10 protein-coding genes and 1 pseudogene are annotated in these 14,067 nt (G+C 63.9%); 3 read left to right on the top strand and 8 right to left on the bottom strand.

Annotation, left to right across the window (positions count from 1 at the left end):
* Nucleotides 1-51: 51 nt before the first annotated feature.
* From A7A08_RS11415 to A7A08_RS11405, 3 genes are all read right to left on the bottom strand, one after another.
* Nucleotides 52-1,611, bottom strand: a complete 1,560-nt coding sequence (locus A7A08_RS11415) for a formate dehydrogenase beta subunit (protein WP_069095611.1) — start codon at nt 1,609-1,611, stop codon at nt 52-54.
* Entirely contained in the window at nt 1,608-2,081 is a 474-nt protein-coding gene (locus A7A08_RS11410) for a formate dehydrogenase subunit gamma (protein ID WP_069095610.1), read from the bottom strand. Before A7A08_RS11410 ends, A7A08_RS11415 begins: the two co-directional genes overlap by 4 nt.
* Before the next feature lie 270 nt (nt 2,082-2,351).
* Entirely contained in the window at nt 2,352-3,275 is a 924-nt protein-coding gene (locus A7A08_RS11405) for a LysR family transcriptional regulator (RefSeq protein ID WP_069095718.1), read from the bottom strand.
* A gap of 269 nt (nt 3,276-3,544) precedes the next feature.
* Here A7A08_RS11405 and glk point away from each other — a divergent pair, with 269 nt between their 5' ends.
* The gene (gene glk, locus A7A08_RS11400) at nt 3,545-4,558 is read left to right on the top strand and encodes a glucokinase (protein ID WP_069095609.1); all 1,014 of its coding nucleotides are present in this window, start codon (nt 3,545-3,547) and stop codon (nt 4,556-4,558) included.
* A 6-nt stretch (nt 4,559-4,564) separates the two neighbouring features.
* Here glk and bla read toward each other — a convergent pair whose 3' ends face one another.
* Nucleotides 4,565-5,449 (bottom strand): class A beta-lactamase, encoded by an 885-nt coding sequence (bla, locus tag A7A08_RS11395; RefSeq protein ID WP_069095608.1) that lies wholly within the window; start codon nt 5,447-5,449, stop codon nt 4,565-4,567.
* 206 nt (nt 5,450-5,655) lie between these two features.
* Nucleotides 5,656-6,165 carry a cupin domain-containing protein gene (locus A7A08_RS11390; RefSeq protein ID WP_069095607.1) on the bottom strand — a complete coding sequence of 170 codons (510 nt, stop codon included), beginning with the start codon at nt 6,163-6,165 and terminating at the stop codon, nt 5,656-5,658.
* 168 nt (nt 6,166-6,333) lie between these two features.
* Here A7A08_RS11390 and A7A08_RS11385 point away from each other — a divergent pair, with 168 nt between their 5' ends.
* On the top strand, nt 6,334-7,320 hold the full coding sequence (locus tag A7A08_RS11385) for an AraC family transcriptional regulator (protein ID WP_069095606.1): 987 nt from the start codon (nt 6,334-6,336) through the stop codon (nt 7,318-7,320).
* A 37-nt stretch (nt 7,321-7,357) separates the two neighbouring features.
* Here the strand turns inward: A7A08_RS11385 and greA are convergent, their stop codons facing one another.
* Nucleotides 7,358-7,831, bottom strand: a complete 474-nt coding sequence (gene greA, locus A7A08_RS11380; RefSeq protein ID WP_069095605.1) for a transcription elongation factor GreA — start codon at nt 7,829-7,831, stop codon at nt 7,358-7,360.
* Nucleotides 7,832-7,960: 129 nt separating this feature from the next.
* Nucleotides 7,961-11,376, bottom strand: a pseudogene (gene carB, locus A7A08_RS11375) (carbamoyl-phosphate synthase large subunit).
* Nucleotides 11,377-11,592: 216 nt separating this feature from the next.
* Here carB and A7A08_RS11370 point away from each other — a divergent pair.
* Entirely contained in the window at nt 11,593-12,798 is a 1,206-nt protein-coding gene (locus A7A08_RS11370) for a YihY/virulence factor BrkB family protein (RefSeq protein WP_069095604.1), read from the top strand.
* Here A7A08_RS11370 and carA read toward each other — a convergent pair whose 3' ends face one another.
* Entirely contained in the window at nt 12,799-14,019 is a 1,221-nt protein-coding gene (gene carA, locus A7A08_RS11365) for a glutamine-hydrolyzing carbamoyl-phosphate synthase small subunit (protein ID WP_069095603.1), read from the bottom strand.
* Nucleotides 14,020-14,067: the final 48 nt, after the last annotated feature.

The raw sequence follows: 14,067 nt of genomic DNA, 5'->3' as shown, positions 1-14,067 counted from the left end.
GCGTCCTCACCTAAATCCCAAAAGTCTCATCTCAGTCGGGTTGTTCTCAAACTACTCCGCGGCTTCCAGGCGCGACGGATCGGCGCCGAAATCCTCCGGAAAATGTGTCAATGCGCTCATCACTGGATAGGGGGTAAACCCGCCAAGGGCGCAAAGTGATCCAAACTTCATCGTGTTGCAGAGGTCCTCCAGCACGATGAGGTTCGCGGCACGGTCTTCGTTGGCCACGATCTTGTCCATGAGCTCCATCCCGCGGGACGAGCCGATGCGGCAGGGCGTGCACTTGCCGCACGATTCCACGGCGCAGAACTCCATCGCGAAACGGGCCATCTTGGCCATGTCGACAGTGTCGTCGAAGACCACGACGCCGCCGTGACCGATGAGGCCGTCCTTCGCAGCGAAATCCTCATAGCCGAACGGCGTGTCGAACAGGGTAGGCGGGAAATAGGCGCCGAGCGGGCCGCCCACCTGAACCGCACGCACCGGCCGTCCGGACCGCGTGCCGCCGCCGATCTCGTTGACCAACTCGCCCAGGGTGACGCCGAAGGCCGTCTCGTACACGCCGCCGAACTTGACGTTGCCGGCGAGCTGGATCGGAAGGGTGCCGCGGGACTTGCCCTCGCCGAACTCCTGATAATACTCCGCGCCGTCGGCGAGGATGTGCGGGACAGCCCCCAGCGAAAGCACGTTGTTGATCACCGTCGGCTTGCCGAACAGGCCGATATGGGCCGGCAGCGGCGGCTTTGCGCGCACTTCGCCGCGCTTGCCTTCGAGGCTGTCCAGCAGCGAGGTCTCCTCGCCACAGACATAGGCACCGGCGCCGACGCGCACTTCCATATCGTAGGAGTAGGGCGAGCCCAGAATGTTATCGCCCAGCGTACCCTCTTCCCGCGCCTTCAGAATGGCCGCGTTCATGGCCTCAATGGCGTGGGGATATTCCGAACGGATGTAGATGTAGCCCTTGGTGGCACCCACCGCGATGCCGGCGATGGTCATGCCCTCGATGAGCATGAAGGGATCGCCCTCCATGAGCATGCGGTCGGCAAACGTGCCGCTATCGCCCTCATCCGCGTTGCAGACGATGTATTTCTGCGGAGCGGAGGCCTGGTTCACGGTCCGCCATTTGATGCCGGTGGGGAAGCCCGCACCGCCACGGCCGCGAAGCCCCGACTTGGTGACCGCCTCGACGATCTCTTCCGGGCCCATATCGATGGCCTTGCGCAGGCCCTCGTAGCCGCGCGTGGCCTTGTAGTCCTCGATCGAGCGGGGATCGACGATGCCGACCCGCGCGAAGGTGAGGCGGGTCTGGTTCTTGAAGAACGGAATCTCCTCGGTAAGACCGAGATTCAGCTTGTGATCGCCGCCTTCGAGGAAATTGGCATCGAACAGCCCGTCGACATCGTCCAGCTGCACCGGGCCGTAGCCGATCCGGCCTTCCGGGCGCTCCACCTCGACCAGCGGCTCCAGCCAAAACATGCCGCGGGAACCGGGACGCACGATCTCGATATCGAGACCCTTCTCCTCGGCCGTGTCTGCGATCTTGCGGGCGATGTCTTCGGCGCCCAGCGCCAAAGCGCCCGCGTCACGGGAAATGAAAATACGCGTGCTCATCGTTCGGCCTCCGCGCAAAGCGCATCCGCCTTCTCTTCGTCGAGCAGGGCGTAGACTTTTTCATCAAGCATCGCGGTCGGCGAGCTATGGCACAGACCCAGGCAGTAGACGGCCTCGACCGTCACCCGGCGATCCGTGGTGGTGCCGCCGAGCTCGACGCCCAGCCGCTTTTCCATCCGGTCGGCGATCGCATCGCCACCGGCCGCTTGGCAGGATTCGGCGCGGCAGATCTTCAGGACCCGACGGCCCGGAACCTCTTTCCGGAAATCGTGATAAAACGTCACGGTGCCATGGACTTCGGCTCGTGACAGGTTCAAAGCCTCGGCGATCATCACCACGGCCGCGTCCGGGATATGCCCGAACGTCTCCTGCATGTCATGCAGGATGGGTAATGTCGCCCCTTCGCGCGCCTGATGCTTGGCGATTATTTCGGCGGCGCGGTCGGCTTCGAATGGCTCATAATTGTGCATGCCGCTGCTCCCTAGAACTCATCCAAAAGATGGCGATAAACCTCTTTAGAATCAACAAAGAGGCCCTATTGCCCGATAGGAAATCCCTATCGACGCTAGAGCAGCGGAACGTTTGGCGCGCGATTTTGATGAATCTCTAAGCAATTGAAAGTTAAGGCACAATCGCGCCCTTGCGACATCGTCGCCCGGCGCCTCCGGTCCCGCCAGACGCGTTCGCCGAGGAGGTGGTACCTCCAAATTTCTCAAGAATATTTTTTCGGCGGGGGCGGCTCAGGCCGAGTTCGCGCTCGGCAGCGGCGCCAGGTCGTTGAGCATCGGTGCCAATTGCTGCGCCTCCTGTACGAGCGCGTTAATGAGCGGCGTCATCGGATCGCGCTGCGGCACCACCAGACCGATGCTGTGGGTCACCTCCGGATCGACGATCGGGATGGCCTGCATGGTCGCCGTCAAACCCATGACCTGCGCCAATTTTGCGGGCATCACGCTGGCCCATTGACCGGTCCGCACATGGGCGAACAGCGCGACCATGGAATCCGATTCCAGGGTCGGCGCCGCCTGGGTGCCGGATGCGCCCAACAGCCCGTCGATGATTCGCCGATGCTGCATATCGGGCGTCAGCAGGCAGAGCGGGATCTGACTGGCTTCCTCCCAGGTGACCGACGAGCGGCCGGCGAGCGGGTGATCCGCCGCCAGCAACAGCCGGTAATGCTCGTCGTAGAGCGGCACGGTCTTCACCCGCCCGAGCGGCTCGTTGTCGAGATAGGTCAGGCCGGCATCGATCTCGAGATTCTCAAGCATCCCAAGCACTTCCATGGATGTGCGGGTGAGCACGGTGAAGCTCACATTCGGATGGCGCACCCGGTAGGGCGTGGTGATCATGGCCACCATGGCGAGGGCCGTGGGGATCGCCGCGATTCGGATATGACCGGATAGCCCGTGCTTCAGTGCCTCGATCTCCTGGCGCATGGCGCGGGTGTCGCCGACGATGCGCCGGGCCCAATCGAGCACGCGCTCGCCCTCGGGCGTGAGCCCCTGGAAGCGGGACCCGCGCTGTACCAGCAGGACCCCCAGCACCTCCTCGAGCTGCTTGATGCCCGCCGAGAGCGTCGGCTGGCTCACGCCGCAAGCTTCCGCCGCGCGGCCGAAATGCCGTTCCCTGGCCAGCGCGATGATGAATTCCAGTTTGTCGATCATGCCGCCTCGAAAGGCCTCCTCTTGCCGCATGCGCCGTCGGGCGCATTTGAATTCTGGGCTCTGCGGCCATCCCCTTCAATAGCCAAAGCATTTCCGCTAAAGCAGTGCCGTCACGAAGATTGCGACGAAGCCGCGGTTCCGAAGCGCAGCGGGGTGCTGCGAACGGCGGTTGTGTCGGCCGCAATATCAGAAAACCTATATCTGCTTCGCGCCGATGACGGTGAGCATGCGGCCGGAACAACCGGGCCGAACAAGAGGGCGGAAACGGAATGAGCTTGCAGGGAAACCAGGACGCGCCGGCGCGCGCCATCGTCGCCGATATCGGCGGCACCAACGCGCGCTTTGCCGTTGCCGATCTTGCCACGCTGGCACTTTCAGACTTCCAAAGCGTCTCCTGCGCCGAACATGCCAGCATCGTCGAAGCGGCCACTGCCTACGCGAAATCCCTCGCCAATCCGCCTGCCAAGGCTGCGTTCGCCATCGCGGCGCCCGTCACCGGCGATACCGTCGATTTCACCAACTCGCCTTGGAGCTTCGAGCGAAAGAGCCTCGCCAAGGCCATGGGCCTCGATGGGCTGCTGGTGCTGAACGACTTCCAGGCCCTCGCCATGTCGCTTCCCTACATCGCCGATGCCGACCTCACCCAGATCGGCGGCACCGCGCCGGTGGAGAAGGCGACCAAGCTCGTGCTCGGCCCCGGCACCGGTCTCGGCACTGCAGGTCTCGTCTGGTCGGAAGCCGGCTGGGTCGCCGTTCCGGGGGAAGGCGGCCACATCAATCTGGCGCCCGTCCATCTCGGTCACCTCTCGCTCCTGCAGCGTATGATGGGCGATCGCGAGCATCTTTCGGCCGAACGCGTCATTTCCGGTCTCGGCATCTGCGATCTCTATCGCTCCGTCGCCGCGGAGCACGGGCGCGAGGCCGAACCGCTGGAAGCGCGCGATATCGTGGAGCGCGCGACGGCGAAGACCGATGAAATCGCGGTCGAGACCCTTGAGCATTTCGTGGCCTGGCTCGGCAGCTTCGCCGGCGATGCGGCGCTCATGCTCGGGGCGCGCGGCGGCGTCTATCTGGGTGGCGGTATCCCCGTGCGCATCCTCGATATTCTGAAGGAGGGCGACTTCCGCCGTCATTTCGAGGCGAAGGGCCGAATGCGCGAAGCCTTCCTCGCCTCCATCCCGATCTATGTTATCGGGGCGGAAGCACCGGCGCTTCAGGGCGCCGCCGCCGCTCTCCGCGAGGCCGTCAGCCGAAACGACGACGATCTGATCGGGGTCGACTAGAGACGCTCAGCGCGTTTCGGCCACGGTCCTTGCCACCGAGGCCAGCACTGCTTCCCGCTTGGCGATCGGCATCTCAGTGTCGGTCAGATAGACAGCGATGAAGACCGGCTTGCCGTCAGGTGGCCACGCCACGCCGACATCGTTTGTCGAGCCTCGGGGGCCGGTGCCCGTCTTGTCGCCGACCTTCCAGTCCTTCGGTAATCCCGCCCGGATCCGATTGTCACCCGTGTGGTTGTCCACCAGCCAGGCGATCAGCTGCCGTCGCGAGGCGTCGGAGAGGGCGTCGGTGCGGACAAGCCGGTCGAGATTGTTCGCCATGGCGCGCGGCGATGTCGTATCCCGGGTATCGCCCGGCGGAACGTCGTTGAGCGCAAGCTCGTAGCGATCGAGCCGCGTAACCTCATCGCCGAGAGACCGCGCGAATTCTGTAACGGCCTCAGGTCCGCCAAGGCGTTTCAGAACGAGGTTGGCGGCGGGGTTGTCGCTCCAGGTCACGATGGCTTCGCACAACGCCTCGAGGGACATCTCCTCGCCGATATGCTTCTCGGTGACCGGCGCATATTCCAGCATGTCGGCCTTCGTGATCGGGATCTTCTCGTCGAGGGACGCCTTGCCCTCATCCACCCGTTTCAACACCGCGCCGGCGGCGAGATACTTGAACGTGCTGCACATCGGGAAGCGCTCGTCGCCCCGATAGGAACTGCGCTTGGCGGATCCGCTGTCGAACACCGCGACGCCCAGGCGCCCGTCGGTCGACGATTCCAGCTCGGCGAAGCGCTTGGCGAGCTCGTCATCTGCGGGGAGGGTGAAAGGGGCGGCTCGCAGGCTTCCGCTCAGGGCGAAAACGGAAAAGGCGGCGGCTCCTTGGACAAAGAGGCGGCGGGTGATCATGGTCCCGGCCTATCCGTCGCCTAAGGCGCAAATGGGGCGCGGCCTCGTTCTATGGGAAGAGAGAACCTGCAGGTCGAGAGGGCAGTGTCGCGATCGTCCGCGAACCGCGGTCGCTTTCTTCGCAGCCAAAGCGGGTGGCAAGGCCGCCCACCACGAAGGTTGGGAAGAGGGCGGCCTTGCCGGGGGATATTCCGGAAAATCAAGCCTCAGGCTGACGCTTCTGCCTCGACCTTGGCTTCGGTGCTCGGCTGCACCGGATAGGGCTCGTTGCATTTCTCGCCGGCCGCCCGCTGCTCTTCCAAGAGAGCCGAGAACTCGGGCAGCCCGAACGTCGTCATCACCTCGCCGCTCTCGTCGAGGATCTCGTAGACCACGTCCTTCACGTTGCGGTTGGAGAAGAAGACGATGACGTCCTCGTCGCCGCCTCCCTCGGTATGGGTTTCGCCTTGCCCGGCCGCCGCCACGTAGCTTCCCACGGGGCGGACCTCCTTGATCTCCCCGTTGGGGCGGTAGATGCGTAGCTCGCCCTGCAGCACCAGCGTGCGGTAGGGCACCATGTGATTGTGCATGGCGATCTTGGAGTTGGCGTCGAACTTGAACAGAAGATCGACGATGCCGTTCTCCGCGTCGACGTCGCAGACGTGATAGGCGATATGGTCGAACCCATCGATGGTCCGCCAATTGATGTTGCTGTCATCGAATGCCTTGCTCGCCATGGTTTCCTCCTTCGAGTCTCGGTTCCGGGAATTGCGTCCCGTTTCTGCCGCCGCGGAGCAGTTGTTTTTTCCCAATCTGCTATCGGCGGGCTCCGTCCAAGACGCTATCGTTTCTGCCTGGATGCGCTTGCCATTTGGTGCCAAAGCAGCGACCGATTGGAGGAAGCGATGCGGAGCTACGCGCTCACCAAGGCCAGCACGGTAGGACCGATCGCCGAGATCGTCGCGGCCTCGGGCGGCTCGATCGCGGACGTCTTCCGCAAGTCCGAGCTTCCCCTGACCCTGCTCGACCAGCCTCAGCGCCTCATCCTTCTTCGCGATCAGTTCCGGCTGCTGGAAACCGCTGCCCGCACCATCGGCGATCACGGTCTGGCTGTCCGCCTCTCGACGGAAGCAGGAGTGCCCGGCCTTGGCGCGTATGGCGCCCATCTCGTCACCCTGCCGACCCTGGGGGACGCGATAGGTGAAAGCAGCCGCAGCCTCGCGAGTCTGTTGCAGGGCGCCACCACCATCTCACTCACGGTGACTGGGCCCTGGGCCCGATGGACCTACAGCGTCACGGAGAATCTGGGTCTTGGTCAGCAGAAGAACGAGATGCTCGCCATCGGCTACATGCTGGCCCTGCTGCGCTATTTCGCAGGCAACAGCTTCACGCCGGATCGCGTCGAGATCGCAGGCCGGTTCGATGGCAGGCGTCAGATCGAAGATGTGGTGGCGAGCGATGTCACCAGCGGCGAGACGGCAGGCGTGGTGTTTCCGGCGGAGCTACTGGCGCTGCCGAACCCCCGACCGGCGAGCGGGCCGGAGCCGGATTATCCTGCCGTGCCGGCGGAGACCGAGCTCACCGAGGTGGTTCGGCATATCTTTCTGCTTCAGCTCGACCAGGGCGAAAGCGGCATCGACCATGTGGCGGCCCGGCTTGGTCTGTCGCGGCGAACCTTACAGCGGCGGCTGAGAGAGCAGGCCGTCAGCTTCGAAAGCCTGGCCGAGACCACGTTGCGCGATCAGGCCCGCGCGCTCCTGAAGGACAGGGATATGCCGATCACCGAGATCGCCCTGTCGCTGGGCTATTCGGATCCGGCCCATTTCACCCGCGCGTTCCGGCGCTGGACCGGCGAGACGCCGCTCGCATGGCGGCGGCGTCTGCCTCAGTGATGCAAGTCGTGAAGAGGGGGGACGGCCCCGGGCAGGCCTACTTGAACTCGACCTTGACGATCTCGTAGGACTTGCCGCCGCCGGGGGTGGAGACTTCCACCACGTCGCCCTTGTGCTTGTTCAGAAGCGCGCGCGCGATCGGAGAGCCGATCGAGATCTTGCCCTCTTTCACGTTGGCCTCGATCTCGCCGACGATGCGGTATTTCACCTTCTGCTCGGTGTCCTCGTCGATCAGCGTCACGGTCGCGCCGAACATCACCTGATTGCCGGAAAGCTTCGAGATGTCGATCACGTCGGCACGGGAGAGCTTGTCCTCCAGATCGGCGACGCGCGCCTCCGTCATGCCCTGCTGCTCTTTCGCTGCGTGATACTCCGCATTCTCGGACAGATCGCCATGCTCGCGCGCCTCGGCGATCGCCTTGATGATGCGCGGACGCTCGACTGTCTTGAGATGCTTGATCTCAGCCTCAAGCGCCGCATACCCCTCCGCGGTCATGGGCACTTTATCCATGGTCAATAGCTCCTCGGCAAAGTCCGGAATCGGCCGGACATCGAATGTCGAATTAAAGTCACAAAAGAAACCCGTCGCCAAGAACGCGGCGTGAAGCGGCTCAAACAAAATCGAGAAATGCGGCAGCCGTCAGGACTGCGCGGCGGTGAAGCTTTGCAACGGCGCCACCTCCAGGCTGCGGCCCGCAGCGCCTTGATCGCTTCGGTCGCGGCGAGAGCGCCGGCAAGCGTTGTATAGTAGGGAATATGGTAGAGCAAGGCCGTCCGGCGGATCGAGAAGCTGTCGGCCAGGGCCTTCATCCCCTCAGTAGTGTTGAATACCATGTCCACCTCGCCGTTGGCGATGGCGTCCACGATGTGGGGCCGGCCTTCGAGCACCTTGTTCACCCGCTCGCAAGGGATGCCTTGCTCGTCGAGAAAGCGGCGGGTGCCCCGGGTGGCCAGGAGCCGGAAGCCCATATCGACCAGTTCCCGTGCCGGCGCCACCATGCCAGCCTTGTCCGCGTCCTTCACGGATAGGAAGACGGTGCCCGATAGGGGCAGCTTGCTGCCGCCGCCGAGCTGGCTCTTGGCGAAGGCGATGCCGTAATCCCGGTCGATGCCCATCACTTCGCCGGTGGAACGCATCTCTGGCCCCAACACCGGGTCGACCCCGGGGAAGCGGGCGAACGGGAAGACCGCTTCCTTCACCGCGATATGGTCGAGCTTGCGCTTCGCGAGATCGAACTCGGAAAGCTTCTTGCCGGACATGACCTGGGCCGCGATGGCGGCGATCGGCCGGCCGATCACCTTGGCCACGAAGGGCACGGTGCGGCTCGCCCGAGGATTCACCTCCAGGATGTAGATCTCGCCGTCCTGGATGGCGTACTGCACGTTCATCAGTCCGACGACCTGAAGCGCCTTCGCCAGCTGCCTGGTCTGCGTCTCAATCTCCGCGATCGTCTCGTCGGAAAGAGAGTGGGGCGGCAGCGAGCACGCGCTGTCGCCGGAATGGACGCCGGCCTGCTCGATATGCTCCATCACGCCACAGATGAAGACGTCCTCTCCATCGCAGAGGGCATCGACATCCACCTCGATGGCGTCGCGCAGATAGCTGTCGATCAGCACCGGGCTCTTGCCGGAGACCACCACGGCTTGGGAGATATAGCGCTCCAGCTGGGCCTCCTCGAAGACGATCTCCATGGCGCGCCCGCCCAGCACATAGGACGGCCGGACGATCAGCGGAAAGCCGATCGACTTGGCGATCTCCATAGCCTCCTGCTGGGAACGGGCGATGCCGTTCACCGGCTGGCGGAGGCCGAGCTTCTCGATAAGCGCCTTGAACCGGTCGCGATCCTCGGCGAGGTCGATGGCGTCCGGCGCGGTGCCGAGGATCGGCACGTCGGCCGCTTCGAGCGCGGCCGCGAGCTTCAGGGGCGTCTGCCCGCCGAACTGCACGATGACGCCTTTGACCGTGCCGTTCTCCTGCTCCTTGCGGATGATCTCGATCACGTCCTCTTCCGTCAGCGGCTCGAAATACAGCCGGTCCGAGGTGTCGTAATCGGTGGAGACCGTCTCGGGATTGCAGTTGACCATGATGGTCTCGTAGCCGTTCGCCGAGAGCGAGAAGGCCGCGTGGCAGCAACAATAGTCGAACTCGATACCCTGGCCGATCCGGTTGGGTCCCCCGCCCAGGATGATGATCTTTTCCTTGTCGGACGGCCGCGCTTCGCAGGCCGGCTCGCCGGCGAAATCGCCCTCGTAGGTCGAGTACATATAGGCGGTGGGAGAGGCGAACTCTGCCGCGCAGGTGTCGATGCGCTTATAGACAGGGTGCACGTCCAGGTCGCGCCGGTGCTTGGAGACCTCTTCGACGGGCCGGCCGCACAGGGTGGCCAGCCGCTCGTCGGAGAAGCCCATGGCTTTCAACTTGCGCATCTGCGCGCCGTTTTCCGGCAGGCCGTGGACCCGGACCCGTTCCTCCCAGTGAAGGATGTCCTGGATCTGGCCCAGGAACCACGGGTCGATCTTGCAGAACTCGTAGACCAGCTCCTGGTCGAAGCCGAGCCGCATGGCTTGGGCGACCTTGAGCAGCCGGTCCGGCGTGGGCGTGCCGAGCGCCGCCCGGATCACGTTGCTGTCGTCCCCCTGGCCGAGCCCCTCGAAGTGATACTCGTCCAGGCCGGTCAGGCCCGTCTCCATGGAACGGAGCGCCTTTTGCAGGCTTTCCGGGAAGCTGCGGCCGATGGCCATGGCCTCGCCCACCGACTTCATGGAGGTGGTGAGCACCGGATCGGAGCCGGGAAACTTCTCGAACGCGAAGCGCGGGATCTTGGTGACCACGTAATCGATGGTCGGTTCGAACGAGGCCGGCGTGGCGCCGCCCGTAATGTCGTTGGCCAGCTCGTCCAGCGTGTAGCCGACCGCGAGCTTGGCCGCGACCTTGGCGATCGGGAAGCCGGTTGCCTTCGACGCCAGCGCCGACGATCGCGACACCCGCGGGTTCATCTCGATGATGATCAGGCGGCCGTCTTCGGGATTCACGGCGAACTGAACGTTCGAGCCGCCAGTCTCAACGCCGATCTCACGCAGCACCGCCAGGGAGGCGTTCCGCATGATCTGATATTCGCGGTCCGTGAGCGTCAGGGCAGGGGCGACCGTGATGGAATCGCCCGTATGCACGCCCATCGGATCGATATTCTCGATGGAGCAGATGATGATGCAGTTGTCGTCCTTATCCCGGACGACCTCCATCTCGTACTCCTTCCAGCCGAGCACCGATTCCTCGATCAGCACTTCGGAGGTCGGCGAGGCGTCGAGCCCGCGCTCCACGATCTCGATAAATTCGTCGCGGTTATAGGCGATGCCGCCGCCCGTGCCGCCGAGGGTGAAGGATGGCCGGATGATCGCCGGCAGACCGATTTCGGAGAGCGCCTCAAGCGCCTCGATCATGCCCTTGTCGCGATAGCGTCGTTTGCGCTCGCTTTCGCCTTGCGCCCAATCCTTCTCGAGCGCCTCGAGCGCCTGCTCCTTCTCCTCCTCGCTCATCCCGGAGGCGGCGATCTTGTCGAGCTCTGCCTGGCGCTTCTGCTTGTCGGCGCGCTTCAGATCCGTGGCCGTCGCCAGCAGCGAGCGAGGCGATTGCAGCCCGATCCGGTTCATCGCCTCGCGAAAAAGCTCCCGGTCTTCGGCCTTGTCGATCGCCTCGGCGTTCGCGCCGATCATCTCGACGCCGTACTTCGCCAGCACGCCGGAGTTCTGCAGCGACAGCGCCGTGTTGAGCGCGGTCTGCCCGCCCATGGTCGGGAGCAGCGCGTCGGGGCGCTCCTTCTCGATGATCTTGGCGACGAAGGCCGGCGTAATCGGCTCCACATAGGTCGCGTCCGACACGTCCGGATCGGTCATGATGGTGGCCGGGTTGGAATTCACCAGGATGACGCGATAGCCCTCTTCCTTCAGGGCCTTGCAGGCTTGGGTGCCGGAATAGTCGAACTCGCAAGCCTGGCCGATGACGATGGGCCCAGCCCCGATGACCAGGATGGACTTTATGTCTTCGCGTTTGGGCATAAGGCTTTAAGCGTGCTGGTTTTGGCCAGCTCTTGGGGCGCCGGGGCGCTGCGAGCCGGATGTGGCAGCCTTTTGAATGAGGGCTAGGAGCGCTCTTTAGACCAGATTCAATCTGGGGGGAAGGATCGAAGGCGCCGCATCCCCGGAAATAACCGCCTGTGGAAATGAGAGACACCCGGAAACCTTGGCAACACTGCGGTGTTAAGCCTTCGCCACATGTTCGCAAGACAAGACAAAACACCCTTCTGGCTCGAGCTTTTGATGCTCGTCGGCGCCGTCACGCTGGTGAACCAGGTGAGCCGGATCGCTGGTCTCGGCGCGCCACCGAAAAGGACTGCCCTCCGCCGGCAAGCCGCCCCCGAGCCTGAAAATTCCGAACGCGGCGCTGCGGTGGAGGAAGACGAGGAGGGGGCCTTCCTGACCAGACCGTCGGAAGAGCCCGAACACGTTCATGCGTCCCGCGCCCAGGAGAAGAACCGTGGCCGCAGAGCACGCAGCCCGTTTCACATGCCCTGGCAGGGCTGGAAGGACGTCTTCTGGCGGGTGAAGGATCAGATCGGCAACGATCGCGTCATGGCCGTCGCTGCCGGCGTGGTGTTCTACATGCTTCTGGCGCTCTTCCCGGCCATCACCGCCCTCGTCTCGATCTACGGCCTGACAGCCAGTGCTTCTGCCATCGCCGATCACCTCAACATGATCTCCGCCGTCATGCCGTCCGGCGGCGTCGAGATCATCCAGGATCAGATCGATCGCATCACGGACAGCAAGGAAGCGAGCCTCAGCTTTGGCTTCGCAATCGGTCTTGCGTTGGCGCTGTGGAGCTCCAACGCCGGAATCAAGGCCGTCATGGATGCGCTCAACGTCGTCTACGACGAGAAGGAGAAGCGCGGCTTCATCCGCCTGAATCTGATTTCGATGGCCTTCACCCTCGGCGGGCTGATCTTCATCATCATCGCCATCAACGCCATCGTCGTGCTGCCTCTGGTGCTGTCCTGGGTGGGCATCGAGAGCTACGCCGGCCACCTGATCTCCATTCTCCGCTGGCCCGCTCTGGTCCTGATCGTGCTGACGTGGCTGAGCCTACTCTACCGCTTCGGTCCTTCCCGCGAGGCGCCCCAATGGCGCTGGCTCAGCGTCGGCAGCCTCTTCGCCTCGGTCACGTGGCTGGTCGGCTCGGCGCTGTTCTCCTGGTACCTGTCCAACTTCGCGAACTACGACAAGACCTACGGTTCTCTGGGCGCCGCCATCGGCCTGATGATGTGGCTATGGCTGTCCATCATCATCATTCTGCTGGGTGCGGAGATAAATGCCGAGCTGGAGCACCAGACGTCCAGGGACACGACCACCCGGCCGAAGCAGCCGCTGGGCAAGCGCGGCGCCGTCATGGCCGACACGGTGGGCGCGAGCGCCGAGGAGAGCTAGCTACTCCTCCTTCACCCCGTCCATCATCTCGACGAAGCGCGTGAAGAGGTAATGGCTGTCCTGGGGCCCGGGGGAGGCTTCGGGGTGGTACTGGACGGAAAACACCGGCCGGCCCTTCAACTTCAGCCCGCAATTGGAGCCGTCGAAGAGCGAGATATGGGTCTCTTCGATCTCGTCGGAAAAGCTCTCCCGGTCCACGGTGAAGCCGTGATTCATCGACGTGATCTCGACCTTTCCCGTCAGGTGATCCTTCACCGGATGGTTCGCTCCGTGATGGCCCTGGCGCATGTGGGACGTCGTCCCGCCGAGGGCCAGCCCCAGCATCTGATGGCCGAGGCAGATGCCGAAGACCGGCTTGCCGCTATCCACCAGCTTCTTGATCTCCGGCACGGCGTATTCGCCGGTCGCGGCCGGATCGCCGGGCCCGTTCGACAGGAACACACCGTCGGGATTGCGCTCCAGGATCTCTTCGGCGCTCGTGTTCGCGGAGACCACGGTCACCTTGCAGCCCGCAGCCGTCAGCTCCCGAAGGATGTTCCGCTTCAGCCCGTAATCGATGGCGACCACGTGATGGCGCGGAGCCTCTTTCCTTGAGAAACCCTCGTTCCACTCCCAAGCGCCTTCGTCCCAGGAGTAGGTCTGAGCGGTCGTCACCTCCTTGGCGAGATCGAGCCCCACCATGCCGCCCCATTCCGCAGCTTGCGCCTTCAAAGCGCCGCGATCGAAATTGCCGTCGGGTGCGTGTGCGATCACGGCATTGGGCATGCCCTTCTCGCGGGTCAGCGCGGTTAGGGCGCGTGTGTCCACGCCTGTGATGGCAATGATGCCGCGCGCCTTCAGCCACTCGTCGAAATGCTGCGCGGACCGATAGTTCGAAGGTTCGGTGATCGGCGCACGCAGAACGCAGCCTCGCACGCCGGAGGACGCCGCGAGGTTCGCGGTCTCGATATCTTCGGGGTTCGCTCCGACATTGCCGATATGGGGAAAGGTGAAGGTGATTATCTGCCCGGCATAGGACGGGTCGGTCAGGATCTCCTGATACCCCGTCATCGCCGTGTTGAAGCAGACCTCTCCGACGGCCACGCCCGTGGCACCGGCGCCCATCCCTTCGATCACCGTTCCGTCCGCCAGAACCAGAAGCGCGGTCGGCCCCTGATCGTCCCAGCCGGAAACGGCGGAGGGCGCGCCTGCGTCCCTCGCTTTGCTCTCGATATCGCTCATGGAATGTCGACTCTCATCCGTACAAGTCTTGAGGGGAGAAATCGGCCA

The organism is Methyloligella halotolerans (assembly GCF_001708935.1).
Taxonomy (GTDB): Bacteria; Pseudomonadota; Alphaproteobacteria; order Rhizobiales; family Methyloligellaceae; genus Methyloligella; species Methyloligella halotolerans.
Note: the sequence above shows the minus strand (reverse complement) of the source record. Positions and strands in the feature narration are given on the sequence as shown.